19 protein-coding genes are annotated in these 17,526 nt (G+C 66.2%); 1 reads left to right on the top strand and 18 read right to left on the bottom strand.

All coding sequences use genetic code 11. From position 1 onward, the window contains the following. Positions 1–23: 23 nt before the first annotated feature. The 18 genes from NU688_RS31670 to NU688_RS31585 all read right to left on the bottom strand — a co-directional run bounded on the left by NU688_RS31670 (position 24) and on the right by NU688_RS31585 (position 16,855). A complete protein-coding gene (locus tag NU688_RS31670; RefSeq protein WP_257864848.1) occupies positions 24–2,213 on the bottom strand; it encodes a hypothetical protein in 2,190 nt (729 codons plus the stop codon). A 240-nt stretch (positions 2,214–2,453) separates the two neighbouring features. Beyond that, on the bottom strand, positions 2,454–3,347 hold the full coding sequence (locus NU688_RS31665) for an amidohydrolase (RefSeq protein ID WP_257864847.1): 894 nt from the start codon (positions 3,345–3,347) through the stop codon (positions 2,454–2,456). Continuing rightward, a complete protein-coding gene (locus NU688_RS31660) occupies positions 3,344–4,114 on the bottom strand; it encodes an SDR family NAD(P)-dependent oxidoreductase (protein ID WP_257864846.1) in 771 nt (256 codons plus the stop codon). The genes NU688_RS31665 and NU688_RS31660 overlap by 4 nt, the downstream gene beginning before the upstream one ends. 11 nt (positions 4,115–4,125) lie before the next feature. Next, positions 4,126–4,455 (bottom strand): L-rhamnose mutarotase, encoded by a 330-nt coding sequence (locus NU688_RS31655; RefSeq protein ID WP_257864845.1) that lies wholly within the window; start codon positions 4,453–4,455, stop codon positions 4,126–4,128. A gap of 13 nt (positions 4,456–4,468) precedes the next feature. After that, positions 4,469–5,653: an L-rhamnonate dehydratase gene (rhmD, locus tag NU688_RS31650; protein WP_257864843.1), complete on the bottom strand. Its 1,185-nt coding sequence runs from the start codon at positions 5,651–5,653 to the stop codon at positions 4,469–4,471. 22 nt (positions 5,654–5,675) lie between these two features. After that, positions 5,676–6,611, bottom strand: coding sequence for a dihydrodipicolinate synthase family protein (locus NU688_RS31645; protein WP_257864977.1), 936 nt, complete (start codon positions 6,609–6,611; stop codon positions 5,676–5,678). Then, on the bottom strand, positions 6,608–7,150 hold the full coding sequence (locus NU688_RS31640) for an NUDIX hydrolase (protein WP_257864842.1): 543 nt from the start codon (positions 7,148–7,150) through the stop codon (positions 6,608–6,610). Before NU688_RS31640 ends, NU688_RS31645 begins: the two co-directional genes overlap by 4 nt. Positions 7,151–7,672: 522 nt before the next feature. Further along, entirely contained in the window at positions 7,673–7,942 is a 270-nt protein-coding gene (locus NU688_RS31635) for a helix-turn-helix domain-containing protein (protein ID WP_257864841.1), read from the bottom strand. Beyond that, a complete protein-coding gene (locus NU688_RS31630) occupies positions 7,926–9,167 on the bottom strand; it encodes a multidrug effflux MFS transporter (RefSeq protein WP_257864840.1) in 1,242 nt (413 codons plus the stop codon). The genes NU688_RS31635 and NU688_RS31630 overlap by 17 nt, the downstream gene beginning before the upstream one ends. A gap of 88 nt (positions 9,168–9,255) precedes the next feature. Continuing rightward, a complete protein-coding gene (locus NU688_RS31625; protein WP_257864839.1) occupies positions 9,256–9,975 on the bottom strand; it encodes an ABC transporter ATP-binding protein in 720 nt (239 codons plus the stop codon). Next, a complete protein-coding gene (locus NU688_RS31620) occupies positions 9,972–10,769 on the bottom strand; it encodes an ABC transporter ATP-binding protein (protein WP_257864838.1) in 798 nt (265 codons plus the stop codon). The genes NU688_RS31625 and NU688_RS31620 overlap by 4 nt, the downstream gene beginning before the upstream one ends. Beyond that, positions 10,766–11,653, bottom strand: a complete 888-nt coding sequence (locus tag NU688_RS31615; protein WP_257864837.1) for a branched-chain amino acid ABC transporter permease — start codon at positions 11,651–11,653, stop codon at positions 10,766–10,768. The genes NU688_RS31620 and NU688_RS31615 overlap by 4 nt, the downstream gene beginning before the upstream one ends. Further along, on the bottom strand, positions 11,646–12,539 hold the full coding sequence (locus NU688_RS31610) for a branched-chain amino acid ABC transporter permease (protein ID WP_257864836.1): 894 nt from the start codon (positions 12,537–12,539) through the stop codon (positions 11,646–11,648). The genes NU688_RS31615 and NU688_RS31610 overlap by 8 nt, the downstream gene beginning before the upstream one ends. A 31-nt stretch (positions 12,540–12,570) precedes the next feature. Next, the gene (locus NU688_RS31605) at positions 12,571–13,680 is read right to left on the bottom strand and encodes an ABC transporter substrate-binding protein (protein WP_374684716.1); all 1,110 of its coding nucleotides are present in this window, start codon (positions 13,678–13,680) and stop codon (positions 12,571–12,573) included. Between the two features lie 61 nt (positions 13,681–13,741). Continuing rightward, on the bottom strand, positions 13,742–14,455 hold the full coding sequence (locus NU688_RS31600) for a GntR family transcriptional regulator (RefSeq protein ID WP_257864835.1): 714 nt from the start codon (positions 14,453–14,455) through the stop codon (positions 13,742–13,744). Positions 14,456–14,476: 21 nt separating this feature from the next. Further along, entirely contained in the window at positions 14,477–15,253 is a 777-nt protein-coding gene (locus NU688_RS31595) for an Asp/Glu racemase (protein ID WP_257864834.1), read from the bottom strand. Continuing rightward, the gene (locus tag NU688_RS31590; RefSeq protein ID WP_257864833.1) at positions 15,250–16,494 is read right to left on the bottom strand and encodes a D-amino acid dehydrogenase; all 1,245 of its coding nucleotides are present in this window, start codon (positions 16,492–16,494) and stop codon (positions 15,250–15,252) included. The genes NU688_RS31595 and NU688_RS31590 overlap by 4 nt, the downstream gene beginning before the upstream one ends. A gap of 13 nt (positions 16,495–16,507) precedes the next feature. Further along, complete coding sequence (locus NU688_RS31585) at positions 16,508–16,855, bottom strand: RidA family protein (protein WP_257864832.1); 348 nt, start codon at positions 16,853–16,855, stop codon at positions 16,508–16,510. Positions 16,856–17,387: 532 nt separating this feature from the next. Between NU688_RS31585 and NU688_RS31580 the strand changes: the two genes are divergently transcribed. Then, positions 17,388–17,526: NAD-dependent epimerase/dehydratase family protein (locus tag NU688_RS31580; protein WP_257864974.1), on the top strand; the 139-nt coding region annotated here is incomplete at its 3' end.

Genomic DNA, 17,526 nt, shown 5'->3' with positions numbered 1-17,526 from the left:
CTGGATCGAAGGAGCCGGATGGTTCAGTCGGCCAGGCCTATGTGCAGGTTGTCGAAGGGCGGGGCGGCCTGCATGAGCGCGATGACACCGTTCTGGGCCAGCTGGTACCTTTTTCCGGTGCTGTCGATGCCTTCTCGCACCTGGAAGTTGCCGGAGACGCCCTGCATTTCTAGGGCCAGCGAGCCTGGAGTACCGTCTGGCCGTGAATAGCTGGTCGCATAGCGGGTCGCATCGACGTATGCGGTCCCGAAGGTGCCCCCCGTCGAGGCGATATGCATGCGCATCGCAGGCCAGTACACCGGGGACGCTACGTCCGTCGGCTGCTGAAGGCCTGTCGTGAGCATCCAGATCGGGTATGGGAAAAGGGGGGAGCTTGGATCAACGTACGGTGAATAGGATTCCGAAATCTGCAGCATGACTCTTCGGCCATTGATATGGGCAACTCGTACCGCGAAAGACGCCTTTCCGTTCTGGGTGAACAGCCAGATGCCGGGCGACATGCCCGGTGAGATGGCGTAGTCGCCCAAGCTCGCCGCGGGGAGGCAGGCTGCAGTTGTGGGGTGACATTGCCTTGCGACTGTTCCCGCCGCATCGATGTAGAACTGCCAGTAGGCGCCCGGGTGCGTGAGGTTGTTGCTGCCGCCCGCCGCAACGATCACGTCGTAGGTGCCAGCCAACTCTCTCCTGTCGGTCACGAAGGAGCGCGCGGCGATAAAGGGCTGGACCGCATAGACAACGGGGACCGATTTGAAGAGGGCGAATGGAAAACCTCCGACGATGGCGCCGCTCTTGGTCCTGAAGCGCGCCGTGTTCAATGCAGTCGTGATGCGTTCGTTTGCGAAGATGTAGGTGCCGGGGTCGTTCGGATCTTCGCTGAAGCTTCCTGTCGTAGCGTCTCCACCAGGTGCGGTCATCGTGTAGCGCCGGGTATCGAAGTCGATGTCCAGAGCCTGCTCGGTGCCATTGGTTGCAAACACCGTGTAGCGCCCGCTTCGCGCATCCAGCGCTTCCTTGAACAGATTGATCTGGATGTAGCCCTGAGTGTCCGGATTGCGCGTGCCGACAATGACGGAGAGCACGCCGTTCTGTATCGCGTAGTACTTCTTCTGCCCCGTGGCGTTCAGGCTCCGAATGCCTTGCGGGCCACCCATCGGGGCAAAGGGAAGGCTGAGCTCGCCGGTGACACCTTCCGGAGTGATCGCGGTGCGTACGGAGGTCGTGGCGTCGAAGACATTGCTCCCCCAGCTGCCCTCTGTCGATGCGCCGATGTACCTGATCTTTGGCCAGTCGGGAGAGTCCTGCAACCCGACCCGGAACACATGGACATTGGGTGCCGCGTCGGTGTAGCCGCCCGACAGCCAGACGTTCTGCCCACCGATGCGGGCCATGCGGAACTGCAGGAGATCGCTGGGCGAGACGATGTTGATGGCGGTCCAGACGAAGTCAGGCGACGCCGTGATGGCGTACGTCCGCTTCGAAGCGACCGGACACGACTCGATTCGGTAGATCGTGTTGTCGAAGCACATCTCCAGTGTCTGGCCGCCTCCCGAAATCCGCATGGCGAGGATCTGCGAGTCCGAGGTGCCGTTGCTGTTGCGGCTGACGCCGAAACGGTTGTAGGTACCGGCTAGTTGTGCCGGGTCGGTGACGAAGGCACGTGCCGCAACGAACGGCATCACCTGGTAGCTGACGGGGTTCGACCACGGCTTCTCGAAGGGAAAGGCGCCGACGATGGCATCGGGGGTCAGGCGAAAACGGGCCGTGTTGACGGTGCTCGTGATGCGATCGCTCGCAAAGACGTAGGTGCCGGGTTCCGTTGCATCCTCGCTGAAGGTGCCGGACGTGGCGCGCCCCTGGCTGTCCGTCAACGTATAGCTCCTGGTGCCGAAGTTGACACCGAGCTTTTGCCGGGTGCCATTGGTGCCGTCGGCGGCGTAGACGTAGTAGATGCCGTTGCGTGGGTCCTCGGCGTTCAGGCGCGAGGTGACGGCTTGCACGTCGAGACCGGGACTGGTCGCCGCCTGCGCTGTCAGCGAGGGTGCTTCTTCATCGCCAGGTGCCCGGAGCATGGCGGAGCTCGAGGGCGCATCGGCACCGAAGGCCGGCGGCGCGCCGAGGCCGCCTCCGCCGCCGCTCCCCCCGCCTCCACCGCACGCCGCCAGTCCGAGGCAAAAAACAGCCGCGCTCCAGAGCGCAGCAAGTGTCGTTTTCATTGCTTTTTTCTCCGATCCGCTCACCGGTGCCATGCGCACCGCCCTCGCGCCCCCCTCTGGGCACCGATGGATCGTATCTTCAGAGGCCGGTTTTCTGGATGCTTTTGATTGCAAGAACCGCGCAATCGTTGTTGCCAGCCCTCAAAGCCTGCGTCATCCCGCAGGCCCGCATCGGTGCCTCGAACTGCGCCACGCTCGATGGCGCGAACCCAGGCGTTCATCACCTGGGGCTCGGTGATGTCAACGGTAGGCGCGCGCCGAATTCGTCGAAAAGAACTTCGTCTTCGCCGCCGCGCTCCGGTCCCGCATGAACCGCAGGGCCGAGCCCAGGACGTCGCGAAACGGGGCCGCATGCAGGCTGTTGGGCCAGTCGCTGCCGAACAGGCACCGGTCTTCGCCGAACAGCGCCCACAGGGTGTCCAACCGGTTGCGCACCTGTGCCGAGTCGTCTGCGTTCACGGGGATCTGGGAAATCTTCGCGAACACGCCGGGATGCGCCGCCAGCGCCCGCAGGTTGTGCAGGAAGGTCTGTTCCTGGGCCGCCGGGACGACGGCGCCGGGCAGGTGGTCGACCACGATCCGGAGCGTCGGCACCTGGTGGGCGATCTCGAGCAGGGCTTCGATCAATCGCGCATCGGGGTTGGCGCTGTCGAGGCTGCGGCCGCTCTCGGCCAGCGCGCGCAGGCCGTCGATGAAGGCGGGGTTGCGAACATCCTCGCGCAGGTCGCGGTCCCAGAGGTTGCCGCATCGGATGCCAAGGAACAAGGGCTCGGTCGCCAGCCGTTCCAGCGTGGGGAGAAAGTCGTCGGCGCCCGGCACCAGGTTGCCGACGAAGCCGCGCATCCGGGGATCGTCGCGCAACGTCTCCAGCAGCCAGAAATTGTCGTCGCGCCAGGGACTGGCCTCGACGGCGATGGCGCCGATGGCACCGGTGACGCCGGTGATGCCGTGTTCCTTCGACACGGCGAAGTAGTCCGCAGGGAGCGTCGGCCGGTGGATCGCATCGTCCTTCGGCGGCCACGGAATGCCTTGCGGACGGCGGGGGTCGAACAGGTGAATGTGCGAATCGACGATCGGTCCGGTGTAGATGCCAGCACCCGCTTCGGGCGCTTCCCGCCAGAGTTCGGGCGTCATTGCAGATTGACGAACATGCCGCCGTCCACCAGCAGCGCGGCACCTGTGACATAGCGGGCCATGTCCGAGGCCAGGAAGACCACCGGGCCGGCGATGTCCTCGGGCACGCCCAGGCGGCCCAGCGTGGTGCGCCGGATCATGTAGGCGCGCTTTTCCTCGTCGGCCAGGTCTTCCTGGTTGATGTCGGTGGCGATGGTGCCCGGCAGCACGGTGTTGCAGCGGATGCCGTACGGCCCGAGCGCGATCGCGCAGGACTGCATCAGCGAATGCAGCCCGGCCTTGGTCGGCGTGTAGTGCGTCTGCATGCCGCCGCCGACCAGCGCGCTGATCGAGCTCACGGCGATGATGGCGCCGCCCTTGCCCTGCTTCTTCATCTGGTTGGCGGCGGCCTGGACCGCGAAGTAGGCGCCGTTCAGGTTGGTGTCGATCGTGCGCAGGTAGGTCTCGCGCGGCATGTCGAGAAAGGAGTGGAAGGGGCAGATGCCGGCGTTGTTGACGAACACGTCCACGCTCCCGAAGGCGTCGAGCGCCGCCGCGACCAGCCGGCCCCCGGTGTCCAGGTCGGCGGCATCGCTGCCCACTTCGATGCTGCCGCCGCCGAAGCCGGAGATTTCTTCCATCAGCGAGAAGGCGGCTGCCTGGCCCTGGGCGCTGCCGCTGTGCCCGATGACGACACGCGCCCCCTGGCGCGCGCATTCCAGGGCGACGGCGCGGCCGATGCCGCGCGAGGCGCCAGTCACGATCACGGTCTTGTCGGCCAGCAGCATGGGGTGCTCCTTCAGGCGAGTGGTTCGGGCGTCAACGCGAAGACCGGCAGCAGTTCGACGCTGACCGGCGAATGATCGGGGTGGGTCTGCATGATGTCCGCCATGTAAGCCCACCAGCGCTGCATCACGGGCGAGCCGGGCAGCGCTTCGAGCAGGTCGTCGCGCCGGTAGTGCATGACGCCGTAGAGCGCGCCGTCCGTCTCGTCGAGAAAGATGCGGTAGTCCTCGATGCCGGCCTCCCGCAGCAGTGCGGCCAGCTCGGGCCAGAGGGCGTCGTGCCGGCGCCGGTATTCCGCCGCCTGGCCCGGGTTCAGTTGGAGCCTGAAAGATCGCACCGGCATCGCTGGCGCGCCCTCAATGGCTGTAGGGCCGGTCGAGCATGCATTCCGGGTTCAGGCGCACCCCGAAGCCCGGCTTGTCGAGCTGGTTCACCGACATGCGCCCCTGGTGCGGAATCGGCTCGTCGAGCAACAGCGGGTTGAACATCGGCACCACCTCGTCGGCCTTGGGCGCCATCATCAGGAACTCGGCAAACGGGCTGTTGTGCCGGGTGATGACGAAGTGATAACTGTAGACCGACGAGCCGTGCGGCACCACCAGCGCACCGTGGGCGTCCGCCAGCGCCGAGATCTTGATCAGCTCGGTGAGGCCGCCGCACCAGTTCACGTCGGGCTGGATGATGTCGCAGCAGCCCATCTCGAGCAGCAGCCGGAAGCCCCAGCGCGTGGCCTCGTGCTCGCCGGTTGAGACCATCATGCCGGCCGGCATGTTCTTGCGCAGCGCCGCATAGCCCCAGTAGTCGTCCGGCGGCAGCGCCTCTTCGATCCACTTGAGCTTGAAGTCGGCCGCCGCGTGCGCCAGCCGCGTGGCGTAGTTGAGGTCCAGGCTCATCCAGCAGTCGTACATCAGCCAGAAGTCGGGGCCGACCTGCTCGCGCATGTGGGCCAGCTTCTCGAGGTTGCGCCGCAGGCCTTCCTCGCCTTCGGCCGGGCCGTGCTGCAGCGGCAGCTTGCCGCCGATGAAGCCCATCTGCTTGGCGAGGTCCGGGCGCGCGCCGGTGGCATAGAACTGCAGTTCGTTCCGCACGGCGCCGCCCAGCAGCTGGTGCACCGGCTCCTGGCGCAGCTTGCCCATCAGGTCCCAGAGCGCGAGGTCCACCGCCGAGATCGTGTTCAGCACGATGCCCTTGCGGCCGTAGTAGAGCGTCGACTGGTACATCTGGTCCCAGATCTTCTCGACGTCGGTGACCCTGGCCCCTTCGATGAAGCGCGCCAGGTGCTTTTCCACGATGAAAGCGCCCGGCTCGCCGCCGGTCGTGACCGCGAAGCCCACGGTGCCGTCGCTCGCCTCGACTTCCACCACCAGCGTGCCGAGCACGTTGATGCCGAAGCTGCGCCGGCTCTGGCGGTATTCGGGGTACTTGCTCATCGGCGTGGAGATGTGGTCGTCGATCCAGTGCCCGTCGGACTGGTCGTGGTAGTCGGCCCCGCCGCCACGCAAGGTGTAGGCACGAACCTGTTTGATGGTCTGGGAAATCACGGGCAGTGCCTTTCTTCGGGGGTCAACGCGCCCAGCGCAGGACCATCGCGTCGAGATTCCGGGCGATTTCGATCAGCCCGGCCTCGGTCGCGGGATGCAGCGCGGGAATCGGATGCCGCGCCATGTCGCAGCGGATGATTCCGCCGGCCTTCATCAGCGCCTTGCTGGCCAGCAGGCCGCACTGCCGGTTCTCGTAGTTGATGAGGGGCAGCCAGCGCTCGTAGCCGCGCATCGCCTGCTCGCGGTTCCCGGCGAGGTAGTCGCGAATGATCGGCTGCAGCCCATCAGGGTAGCCGGCGCCCAGGATGCCGCCGGTCGCGCCAGCTTCCAGGTCGGCGAACAGCGTGATCGCCTCCTCGCCGTCCCAGGGCCCTTCGATGGCGTCGCCGCCCAGGCGGATCAGCTCGCGCAGCTTGCCGGCCGATTGCGCCACCTCGATCTTGAAATAGCAGACCGCCGGCACGTCGTGCGCGAGCTGCGCCAGGAAGGCCGCGGACAGCGGCGTGCCGCTCATCGGGGCGTCCTGCAACATGATCGGTATGTCGAGGCCGTCGGCCACGCGCCGGTAGAACTCCGCCACCCCGGCCTCGCTGGCCCGGATCGTGGCGCCGTGGTACGGCGGCATGACCATGACCATGGCCGCCCCCATCAGCGCGGCGCGCTTGCTGCGTTCGGCGCAGATCTGCGAGCTGAAATGGCTGGTGGTGGCAATGACCGGCACGCGCCCGGCCACGTGTTCGAAGATCGTGATGGCGAGAATTTCCCGCTCGCGGTCCGACAGGGAGAATTGCTCCGAATAATTGGCCAATATGCACAGGCCGTCGGCACCCGCCTCGATGATGAAATCGATGCAGCGCTTCTGGCCGTCCAGGTCAAGTTCGCCCCGCTCGTCGAAAATCGTCGGGGCGACCGAAAAGGCGCCGGTATACCGGGCCTTGCGCGGTCCGGACCGCATCATTGCAGCCACCCGAGGGAGGCCGCCGCCTTGATCGCCTCGGGAATGATCAATTTCTCGTGCGGCTCGAAGATCGGTTGCGGCAGGTCGCTCGGCTTGTAAAACCCCGAGGGCGTGCTGCTCGTCAATTTGCCGCTGCGGTAGCGCGTGATATAGAGCAGCGACAGGTAATGGCCTCGCTTGGATTCGCTGAATTCGAGAATCTTGATGAATTGAGGGCCGTCGGCCACCACGTCGGTTCCCAATTCGTCCTTGCACAGCCGCTCCCACGCGTTGTCGATGGATTCGTTGAAATTGTGCATGACACCGGGGTTGTGCCATTGCCCTGCGAAGGGCTCGTCGGGCTGCCTTTCCTTGCTCGGCCGCTGGGTCAGCCAGACATTGCCTTCTTCGTCGAAGATCACCAGCTCGGTGGAAATCTTCTTGTAGGTCTTCACGAATTCCTCGTAAAGCCGCTGGGGCAATACCCTCGCTCCCACATCGGAGCGAATTCTTTGCAAGATGGTAATTTCCTCGTCGATCAGTGCTTCATTCCAAGACATTTTCATTCATCCTATAACGTAGGGTTAAAGAAAGTCTCCTCTACGGCATCCCCGCTCGTGATTGGCGGAAATGGAATTGTTCTTCCTGCAGAAAATCAATGGCTCTTTATTGACGCGTCGGTTCATTGCCTGATTCGCAATGAAATAGGCTTTGATGGGCGAAAAAATTGTAAACAAATGACTATTCAATTTAGCAAAATATATGCCATGTGTTGCACCGCAGCAGAGGAAATGATTGACGCATCGAGGGTGTAAATCAATTGCCACATCGGGTTGGAAAGTTATGTCACACCAATCTCTGGAATTCCATTCTCTGGGCCGAATGGCGGGCAGGTGGCTCTACTTTCTCGGTATCCGGGACAACACGTTTTTCTGCGGACGGGGCGGTGTGCGGGCGCACCGCATGCGCGGGTTTCACAGGCGCCGGGTGCCCTGTTTTCCTGCACCAAAACGTGACCTGAGGTGACATTCCGGGGCTTGCGTTGCACCGGGAAAAACGGGCGCCCCGGGGGGCCGCAGTGCTCATTCGCTGCGCGCCGGCAACATCGGCTCCGACGCGGCGGCATTCGCATCGCGCCGCTTGGGCCGTCCGGGAATGGGCTTGGCCAGCAGGGCCTGCGGTCCGTCGCGCCGGTAATCGGCGACCCAGCGAAACACCGTGCGGCGGTTCAGGCCGTAGACCAGCGCGACCTGGGCCACGCTGCACCCTTCATTCACCGCAGCCACCGCCCGCTGCCGCAGGGTCTGCAGCAGCCGGTGGTCCAGGCTGCGGGCGTCAAACTTGGCATTCATGATCGACAGCCTTGCGCAAGGCGGTGGACCGGAGTGCGCCCCAGATGCCCAGGGCCTGCAGCACGAGCAGCGCGGCGAACGGGAGCGAGACCGACAGGTTGGTGCCGACAGGAAGATGGCCGACCAGCGCGGAGCTGGCACCCGCGCAGACCATCATTCCGCAGCCCAGCAGGCTCGCGGTGGCGCCGGCACGGTCGGGGTACAGCGTCATGGTCAGCGCCACGACGTTGGAAAACAGCAGGCCCTGGCCGAAGTTCGTCAGCATCACGCCGGCCAAAAGGGTCGGCAGCACCAGCGCGCCGGGCGTGCACAGCATCGCGAAGATGCCCAGCACGCAGGCGCCGAGCCCGGCCAGCATCAACGTGCGGCCGCTCACGGTGCGGATGAGCGTGCGGTTGAGCAGCGTGCCCGCGAGGTAGCAGATGCCCGCGAGCAGCGCGGTGGTGCCGAAGTAGGAGGGGCTTTGCTGCAGCCGGTCCTGGATGACGAAGGGGCCGATGATGTTCCAGATCAGGAAGACCGACAGGCTGCACCCGAGCGCCAGCGTCGCCGACAGGAAACGCGAGTTGCCCAGGATCAGCACATAGCCGCCGAGCGACTGGCGCAGGCTCTTGCGCCGGCTCGGCGGGAGCGACTCCTGCAGCCTGAAGCTGAGCGCCAGCAGCAGCGCGCTGTAGCCCGCATACAGCGCGAAGTTCCAGCGCCAGCCCGCGTACTGCTCGACCAGCCCGCCGATGAAGGGCGCCAGCACCGGGCCCAGGCCCCAGGCCAGGCTGAGGTAGACCACGGCGACATAGAAGCGCTCGCCCTGGATGTTGTCCACCAGCAGCGCCCGCGCCACCACCTGGCAGGCGCCGATGGCAAAGCCCTGCATCGCCCGGCCGATGAGCAACTGCGTGATGTCGCCGGCCAGCATCGCGACCAGGCTCCCCGCGATGAAGAGCGCCAGGCCCGGCAGGATGGCCGGCAGCCGGCCGCGCCCGTCGGCGATCAGGCCGAAGAACAGCTGGCCCACTGCGTAGGCGATCAGCGTGATCGAGATGCTTCCCTGCATCACGAGCGCACTGACGCCGAATTCGCGCCCGATGGAGGGCATGCTGGGCGCGTAGAGATCGATCGCGATGCCGCTGACGCTGTTCAGCAGCGGCGCGATGACGATGACGAAGTTCTCGTAGGACCTCGCCTGCTGCGTGGATTGCGTGGGTTGCGTGGACGCTGTGGTCATGGCCGTTCCTCCTCGATAAAGAGTCCGGGGCCCGAGGTCGGATCGCGACCGCCGGGCGGATGTCTGGCGGGCCTCGCGCGCGCGGTTGTCACGGCGACGGCCTGCCCAGATAGAGTTCCCGCACCTGCGGGTCGTGCATGAGCGAGCGGGCCGTGCCGGAGAGTGCAACGGTGCCCATCGACAGGATGTAGGCGCGGTCCGAGATGCGCAGCGCCTCCATGGCGTTCTGCTCGACCATCAGGATCGTGACGGCCTCCTTGCGGCGGATCTCCGCGATGGCCTCGAAGACCTCCTGCAGCATCTTGGGCGAGAGCCCGGCCGAGGGTTCGTCCAGCAGCAGGATGTGCGGCCGCGGCATCAGCGCACGCGCCAGCGCCAGGATCTGCCGCTCGCCGCCCGACAGCGAGGCGGCGCGCGCGCCGAGCTTGCGGCCCAGCATCGGGTACAGCGCGCACAGTTCGCGCATGCGCTGCTCGCAGTGCGTGTTGCCCAGGTAGTGGCCGCCGACCAGCATGTTCTCGCGCACCGTCAGCGCGCTGAAGACGTTCTCGGTCTGCGGCACGAAGCCCAGGCCGCAGCGGCGGATCTTGTCGTGCGCCGGCATCCTCGAAACATCCTGGCCTTCGAGCAGCACCGCGCCGCTGCGCGGCGGCACGAAGCCGGCGATGCTCTTGAGCAGCGTCGACTTGCCGCAGCCGTTCGGCCCGAGCAGCGTCACGATCTCCGCCCTTGCGGCGTGCAGCGTGATGCCCTTGAGGATGTCGACCTCGGCCGTGTAGCCCGCAACGACCTGTTTGACCTCGATCATGGGAGCGCCTCCTCGAGCTCGGGCTCTTCGGCGCGCCCGAGGTAGGCGCGCACCACTTCCTCGTTGCGCACGAGTTCGTCGGGGCGGCAGTCGGCGACGATGCGGCCGCGGTCCAGCACGACGCAGCGCGTGCAGACCTCGCGGATGAACTGCATGTCGTGCTCGACGATCAGCAGCGTCATGCCCTGGGCATTGAGGGCCTGCAGGGCGCGCACGATGTCGCGCCGCAGGTTGGGGTGCACGCCGGCCGTCGGTTCGTCGAGGATCAGCAGCCGGGGCTCTGCCATCAGCGCGCACACGATGCCCAGCAGCTTCTTCTGTCCGCCGGACAACGCGGCGGCCGGCAGGTCGCGCACGGTGGAGAGCAGCAGCTGGTCGAGCAACTGCCCGGCCTTCCTCAGCGCGGCCTGCTCGGTGCGGCGCGCCGCGGCGCTGCGCGTCAGCGTGGCCCAGATGCCGTGGTGCGCGGTGGCGGCCGCCACGGCCACCTCGAGCACCGACATCTTGCGCGGCATCGAGGGCAGCTGGAAGGTGCGCCCGATGCCCGCCGCGACCACGCGATGGACCGGCAGCCCGTCGATGCGATTGCCGGCCAGGCGGATCGCACCCCGGTCGATCGTCTCGAAGCCGTTGATGGTGTTGAGCAGGGTGCTCTTGCCCGACCCGTTGGGTCCGAGCAGGCCGACGATTTCGCCGGACGCGACGTTGAAGCTCACGTCCTGCAGCACGTGGTTGCCGCTGAAGGCCTTGGCGACGGCCTTCACTTCCAGCAGGGCGAGGGACTGTGCGCTCATGGCATCTTCCGGATCTTTTCCGGCACCAGTCCTTCGCTGCGCCACATCAGGCAGGCCAGCAGGATGAGTCCGATCAGCCCCAGCCGCAGTGCGCCGGCCTGGTCCGAGCCGAAGCCCAGCACCTCCCGGGCGAAGGGCGCCAGCACGTTCGCCGCCTGCACCAGCAGCACGCCGACGAGCACGCCGGCCGTGCTGCCGACGCCGCCGATCATCACCATCGTCCACAGCAGGAAGGTCTCCGCGGGGAACATGTAGTCGGGGCTCACGAAGCTCATGTAGTGGGCATAGAGCGAGCCGCCGAGCGCGGTGACGGCCGCGCCCGCCATGAGCGTGCGCGACTTGAGCGAGCGCAGGTCGTATCCCATACAGGCCGCGAGCTGCGGCTCCTCGCGCATGAGCCGCAATGCACGGCCGAACCGGCCATCGCCCAGCCGGTGACACAGCAGAGCGCACACCGTGACGGCAACCGCGACCAGCCCGAGGAAGGCCAGCCCGCTCCACGGCCGGCCCAGGCCATCGAACAGCGAGGGAATGGCGCTGATGCCGTTGGCGCCGCCCGTGAGCCAGTCTTCGTTGGTCGCGATGGTGCGCAGGATCTCGGCGATCGCCAGCGTGGCGATGCCCCAGTAGTCGCTGGCCAGCTTGTTGCCGACGCGCGCGATGCACCAGCCCAGCGCCATCGCCGCGAGCACGCCGAGGGCGGCGCCGGCCAGCGGCGGCCATCCGAGCGAGAAGGCGATGCCCGTGGCGTAGGCGCCGATGCCTGCGAACGCGATGTGGCCGAAGTTCATCAGGCCCGCATAGCCCGCCTGCAGGTTCAGGCCCAGCGCCATGAGCGCATAGATGCCTGCGACGGTCAGCGAGAAGACGAGGAAGTCAAACACGGCGCACCTCGCGGTCGAACAACCCGTAGGGCTTGAACAGCAGCGCCAGCAGCAGGATCAGGAAGGAGGCGGCGTTGATGTAAGTCACGGGCAGGAACTTCATGTCCACGCCGAAGAGAAAGCCGAAGTTGAGGTTGGTGACGGCGGTCTCGGTCACTGCGATGAGCAGCGCCCCCGCAATCGCCCCCATCGGGTTGCCGAGGCCGCCCAGGATGGCCGCGGCAAAAACCGGCAGCAGCAGGTCGTTGCCCAGGTTGATGTGAGCCCCCGTCGACAGCGACAGCATGCTGCCCCCCAGGCCCGCCACCATGCCGCTCGCAAAGCTCACGAGAAAGGTGATGCGCTCCGCGTTCAGCCCCGAGGCATTGGCCAGCGCGGCGTTGTTGGTGAGCGCGCGCATGGCGCGGCCCAGGCGCGTGTAGAACAGCAGCAGCGTCACCAGCACCAGCAGCACCACCGTCGTGCAGACGAAGTAGAACTGGGTGTACGAGATGTGGGCGCCGGCGATGGTCAGCGGCGCTGCATGGCCCAGCTTGAACATGCGCGGAAACGAGCCGGCCAGCCCCTGCATCAGCGCGATGGCCAGCATCGACACGGCCAGCGAGCCGACCATCGAAATGGACGGCCCCGCGCGCAGCAGCCGGCGAAAGATCAAGAGGTGCAGGCCCAGCGCCAGCACGCCCGTGACGACGCTCGCGATCAGCAGCGCGCCGATCAGCGGCGCACCCGCTGCATACAGCGCATAGCTCGCATAGGCCCCGAACATCGCGTACTGCACATGGGCGATGTTGGGGAACTTGACCAGCCCGTAGAGCATGCTCAGCCCGAGCGTGACCAGTGCGAGGTCCGCGGTGCGCAGGAGGGCGTCGATCAGGAACTGGAACATGTCGGTGGCCTTGTGCGGTGGGCGGGGCCGGTCAGCGCTGCGCGATCTTTCCGTTTTCGTACTTGAGCCGGTCATAGGGCGGGTTGAGCCGCTGCCGGTTGGCGTCGAAGCTGATGACGCCGGTGACGCCCGGGTACGACTGCCCGAGCTCCTTGAGCGCGGCCTGGATGGCGGCCGAATCGACCGACCTGGCCTTCTCCATCGCGGCCGCGGTCATCAGCACGGCGTCGTAGCCATAGCCGGTGTAGGCGGTCTTGAAGCCTTCCTTGTATTTCGCGGTGAAGGCTTCGGCGTAGGCCTTGCCCGCCGGACCCTGCACCGCGCCGAGTTCCATGCCGAGCTGCCCGTTCGCGATCTCGGGCGGCGTGTCGGACACGCACATGCTCAGCAGGATGGCGTACCACGGCGTCTTGCGCAGGCCCAGGTCGTGCGCTTCGCGGTTGATCACCGCGGCCTCCTGGCCGTAGGCGGTGTAGACGAAGGCGTCCGGACTGCTGCGCGACATCTGTTCGAGCTCGCGGCGGTAGGTGGACTGCCCCGCCGCATAGAGCACCTCGGTGACGACCTTGCCGCCCAGCTTCTCGAAAGCTTCCTTGTAGCCCTGCAGCACGCCCTGGCCGTAGGCGTTGTTGGGTGCGATCACCGCGACCTTGCGGTAGCCCAGCGCGTAGGTGTCGGAGGCCGAGAAGCTGTTGGCGTAGTTCTCCAGCCCGAGCAGGCCGAACGAGGTGGGGCCGAGGTCCTTCAGCTTGATGCTGCTGCTGTTGATGTTCAGGTGCGTGACACCTTCCTTGACCAGGTACTGCCCCACCGGCAGCGTGATGCTCGAGGAGTATTCGCCCATCACCACCGGCACCTTGTCCACGCCGACCAGCTTGCGCGCCGCGTTGAGCGCCGTCGTCGCGTTGCCGCCCGAATCTTCGACGATCACGTTGAATTTCTTGCCGAGCACGCCGCCCTTGGCATTCACCTGGTCGACGCCCAGCATGATGCCGCGGCGCACGTCTTCGCCGATGGTGGCGCTGGCGCCCGTGAGGGACAGCACCGCGCCCACGTTGACGGTGCCCTGGGCGAAGGCGCCGGCAGGTCCGGCACCGAGCAGCAGGGCGACGAGAAGACGGGACGAAAAGTGCTTGATCACGGCGTACTCCAGGTTTTGAAAAAATCGGTGTGCGATGAGGGGTGCGAGTGGCGCAGGCCGCCTACATGTGCCCGGCGTACAGCCGCACCACGCTGTGCTGGATGAACTGGACGATGTCTTCCATGCGGTGCGCCACATGGCCGCTGATGACGTCGCGGCACAGCGGTGCATCGCGGCGCAGCAGGGCATCGAGCAGCGCCAGGTGTTCCTCTTCCATGGCCTTGCTCTTGCCCTCCAGGTCGCTCCAGCGGAAGTAGTGGATGCGGGCGTTGACGGCCTGCAGCGACTTCGCGATCTCCTGGTTGCCGGAGAGCCGCGCGATCGACAGGTGGAACTGCTCGTCCGCCTCCAGCAACTGGTAGGTGGACATCGCGGCGGTGTGCTGCATCACGTCCAGCCAGGCGTCGCGCGCCAGGACGATGTCGTCGTGCGCCGCGCGCTGCAGTGCCAGGTTGACGGACGCGAGCTCGATGGCACCGCGCAGCTCGTACAGGTCGAAGACCTCCTGGCGTTCGAGTTGCCGTCCGTAGAAGCCGCGGTTCGGCACCAGCGTGAGCATGTTCTCGGCCACCAGCCGGTGCAGTGCCTCGCGCAGCGGCGTGCGGCTCACGTCCAGTTCTTCCGCCAGCTCGCCCTCGTTGACGCGCTCGCCCGGCTTGATCCGGTAGACGATGACCATTTCCTTCAGGCGCTTGTGGACGTCGTTGACGGTCATGCCGGCGCGGCGCAGGGTGCGCGGCAGGACGCTCAGGACGGCTTCGGATCTGCGATTCATGGGGCGTAAGAAAAATGAAGGTCAGACTTCGAACAGGCGTCCGAAGCGGGGAAGGGAATCGCGCACACCGGCCAGGCGCAGCGCATGCCAGGCCATCGCACAGTTGCTCGAGACCACGGGCTTGCCGAGTTCTTCCTCGACCTCGCGCGTCAGGTCGGCCATGCGCAGGCTGGTGCAGGCGACGAACACCGCGTCCACGTCGGCCTGTGCGCCGGCCGCGAGAATCGCCGCGCGCAGCGAGGCGCGGTCGATGCGCGCCACCTCGCTGTCGTTGGCGTGGTTGAAGGTCGCGATGCGCGGCACCTCGATGCCACCAGCCTCGATGTGCTGCTTGAACACCTCGTTGACCGAATGCACGTAAGGCGTGATCAGCGCCGTCCTGCGCACGTCCAGTGCATGAAGGCCCGCCATGGCGGCCGTGATCGGCGTGGTGCAGGCCACGCCCGGGCGGGCGTGGCGAATCTGCGCGAACACCTTGTCCTCGCCGATCACGATCGAGCCCGAGGTGCAGCCGAAGGCGACCACGTCGAGCTCCACGTCGGGCACGATGAGCCGCGTGGCCGGCGTGATGTGCGCTTCCATTCGCGCGAGCGAGGCCAGGCCGATGTCGGCCGGGCTCGGCAGGCGCGCCTCGAAGTACGCCACGCCGGGCAGCTGCATGATCTGGCGCCACTCGTGCTCGATGGTCTGGTCGGTCTCCAGCACCACCAGGCCGATGGCGGCCCGCGCCATCACGCCCTCGTCCATCGCGAACGGCAGGATCGTGTAGTTCTCGCCCAGGGTCGCTGTGTGGTTCATCGCAAGGTCATTCCCGTGATGTCGATGGCCGGCGTGCGGCCGTTCATGATGTCGGTCACGATCTGTGCCGTGCCGCAGGCCATGGTCCAGCCCATGTGGCCGTGGCCGGTGTTGAGGTACAGGTTGTCGTGCCGGCTCTTGCCCAGGATGGGCGTGCCTTCGGGGGTCATCGGACGCAGGCCGGCCCAGAAGTCAGGCTTGTCGTAGTCCGCGCCGTCGGGGAACAGCTGCCGGGCCACGCGCAGCATCGGGCCGAAGTCCGCCGGTGCGTGCCGGGTGTCGTAGCCGCTGAATTCCGCGGTGGCGGTGAAGCGCAGGCGGTCGCCGAAACGGGCCCAGGCCACGAGGTTGTTCTCGTCGACGCCGGCCAGCGAAGGCGGCCGGTGCCGCGTGTCGGTCGGGAAGGTGACCGAGTAGCCCTTGACCGGATAGATCGGCAGCCGGTAGCCGAGCGGGCGCGCGGCAATCGGCGAATAGCTGCCCATGGCCAGCACGTAGTCGTCGGCGGCGACGGCGCCCTGGTCGGTGTGCACGGCGCGGATGCGGCTGCCATCGGCTTCGATGCGCTGGATGTTCGCATCCATCATGAAGCTCACGCCCGCCGCGCGGCAGCGCTCGGTGAGCGCCCGCGTGAACATGCGCGCGTCGCCGCTCTCGTCGCTCGGGCAATAGATGGCGCCGGCGATGTGCGGGCGTGCATCGGCGAGCGCGGGTTCCTGCGCCACCACGCCGTCGCCGTCCAGCAGCTCCAGCCGCATGCCGCCGTCGGCCAGGATCTGCATGTTCGCCTTGCCGCGCGCGAACGAGGCTTCGTCGCGGTACAGGTACAGCGCGCCGCGGCTGATGCGCTCGTACGCCAGGTCCTCTGCGGTCGTCAGTTGCTGCAGCAGCCCCTGCGAGTAGCGGCACAGCACCAGCTTGCGGCTGGTGTTCAGGCGCGAGCGCTCGGCCGTGCAGTTCTGCATGAACTTCCACAACCAGGTCCACATGCGCGGATCGGGGTTGAGCTTCAGGCGAAGCGCCTGGCTGTCGTCGCGCAGCGAGCGCCAGAGAATGCCCGGTGCCCGCGGCGAGGCCCAGGTGTAGGAGTGCCCCGGCGCCACCATGCCTGCATTCGCATAGCTGGTTTCCGCGGCAGGCAGCGGCTGGCGGTCGATCACCGTCACCTGCCGCCCCTGCGCGGCAAGATACCAGGCGGTAGCAACACCTGCCACGCCGGCGCCGAGGACCACGGTATGCATGGCGGGTGCTCCTTCAGACGGCCGCGATGACGCCGATCTCGACCGTGTAGGGCGGGAAGGCCAGTGCCGACTCGACGCAGGCGCGCGCCGGTGCATGGCCTTCCGGAACCCATGCGTCCCACACCGTGTTCATCTCGCCGAAGGTCTTGTGGTCGGCCAGCCAGATCGTGGCCTGCACGATGCGCGTCTTGTCGCTGCCTGCTTCTTTCAGCAGCGCGTCGATCTTTGCGACGATCTGCGCGGTCTGGCCGGCGACGTCGGCGGCGGTGTCGCTCGCCACCTGGCCTGCGAGAAAGACGAAGCCGTTGGCGATCACGGCCTGGCTCATGCGGGCGTTGGTCTGGAGTCTTTGTATGGGCATGGCGGATCGATCCTTGAGAGGGGTGTGCAAAGTGAATTCACTTGCTTATTCACTTGCACACAAAAACCATGCCAAATCGCTCGCGTTTTCATGCGGATGGGCAGGCCTCGGAAGTAGTGCCACTGATCGCGTGAATGCCGTGCGAAAGACAGCCGCCTGTGCAGCGCGACCGAACGCATGGCATTACTTCTTCGCGAAAAAATCCGGATGGCGCCTGGAGGGCGCCTGTGGCCTTTCGATTGCGCGTGCACATTCGCGGAAATGCACGAGGCGGCACCTTTTGAGTGCTCTTGCCAGGACCGTGGCGTCGTGTTCGACGGCATCGAACGTCGCATGGCCTGCCGGTGCGGGTGGCCTCGAATTTTTTTCGAGAAAGTAGAACCATGCGCGAGCGCGCAGCGTGTTCGCTCGCCATCGCTTCGACGTGGACACTACTTTTCAGCGTGTCGTTTCAGTCGATCGCGCGAGCCGGTTTTGGCATGCTTTTTGTAGGTGTGCACACATCTGAATCAACAAGTGAGTTCAACTTGCCATGATCCTGATTACCGGCGGCGCGGGCTTCATTGGCGCCAATTTCGTACTCGACTGGATCGCGCAAAGCGATGAGCCGGTCGTGAATCTGGACAAACTGACCTATGCGGGCAACCTGGAGACGCTCGCGTCGCTCAAGG

This window comes from Variovorax sp. ZS18.2.2, from assembly GCF_024701975.1.
In the GTDB taxonomy this organism is placed as follows: domain Bacteria; phylum Pseudomonadota; class Gammaproteobacteria; order Burkholderiales; family Burkholderiaceae_C; genus Variovorax.
The sequence above is the reverse complement of the archived record's forward strand: the minus strand, read 5'-3'. Positions and strand labels throughout refer to the sequence as shown.

Coding starts and splice junctions, on each gene's coding strand:
- NU688_RS31620 (WP_257864838.1), bottom strand. CDS start 10,769: ATGAGCGCACAGTCCCTCGCCCTGCTGGAAGTGAAGGCCGTCGCCAAG.
- NU688_RS31670 (WP_257864848.1), bottom strand. CDS start 2,213: ATGAAAACGACACTTGCTGCGCTCTGGAGCGCGGCTGTTTTTTGCCTC.
- NU688_RS31585 (WP_257864832.1), bottom strand. CDS start 16,855: ATGCCCATACAAAGACTCCAGACCAACGCCCGCATGAGCCAGGCCGTG.
- NU688_RS31630 (WP_257864840.1), bottom strand. CDS start 9,167: ATGACCACAGCGTCCACGCAACCCACGCAATCCACGCAGCAGGCGAGG.
- NU688_RS31600 (WP_257864835.1), bottom strand. CDS start 14,455: ATGAATCGCAGATCCGAAGCCGTCCTGAGCGTCCTGCCGCGCACCCTG.
- NU688_RS31610 (WP_257864836.1), bottom strand. CDS start 12,539: ATGTTCCAGTTCCTGATCGACGCCCTCCTGCGCACCGCGGACCTCGCA.
- NU688_RS31660 (WP_257864846.1), bottom strand. CDS start 4,114: ATGCTGCTGGCCGACAAGACCGTGATCGTGACTGGCGCCTCGCGCGGC.
- NU688_RS31635 (WP_257864841.1), bottom strand. CDS start 7,942: ATGAATGCCAAGTTTGACGCCCGCAGCCTGGACCACCGGCTGCTGCAG.
- NU688_RS31645 (WP_257864977.1), bottom strand. CDS start 6,611: ATGATGCGGTCCGGACCGCGCAAGGCCCGGTATACCGGCGCCTTTTCG.
- NU688_RS31665 (WP_257864847.1), bottom strand. CDS start 3,347: ATGACGCCCGAACTCTGGCGGGAAGCGCCCGAAGCGGGTGCTGGCATC.
- NU688_RS31595 (WP_257864834.1), bottom strand. CDS start 15,253: ATGAACCACACAGCGACCCTGGGCGAGAACTACACGATCCTGCCGTTC.
- NU688_RS31625 (WP_257864839.1), bottom strand. CDS start 9,975: ATGATCGAGGTCAAACAGGTCGTTGCGGGCTACACGGCCGAGGTCGAC.
- NU688_RS31655 (WP_257864845.1), bottom strand. CDS start 4,455: ATGCCGGTGCGATCTTTCAGGCTCCAACTGAACCCGGGCCAGGCGGCG.
- NU688_RS31590 (WP_257864833.1), bottom strand. CDS start 16,494: ATGCATACCGTGGTCCTCGGCGCCGGCGTGGCAGGTGTTGCTACCGCC.
- NU688_RS31640 (WP_257864842.1), bottom strand. CDS start 7,150: ATGTCTTGGAATGAAGCACTGATCGACGAGGAAATTACCATCTTGCAA.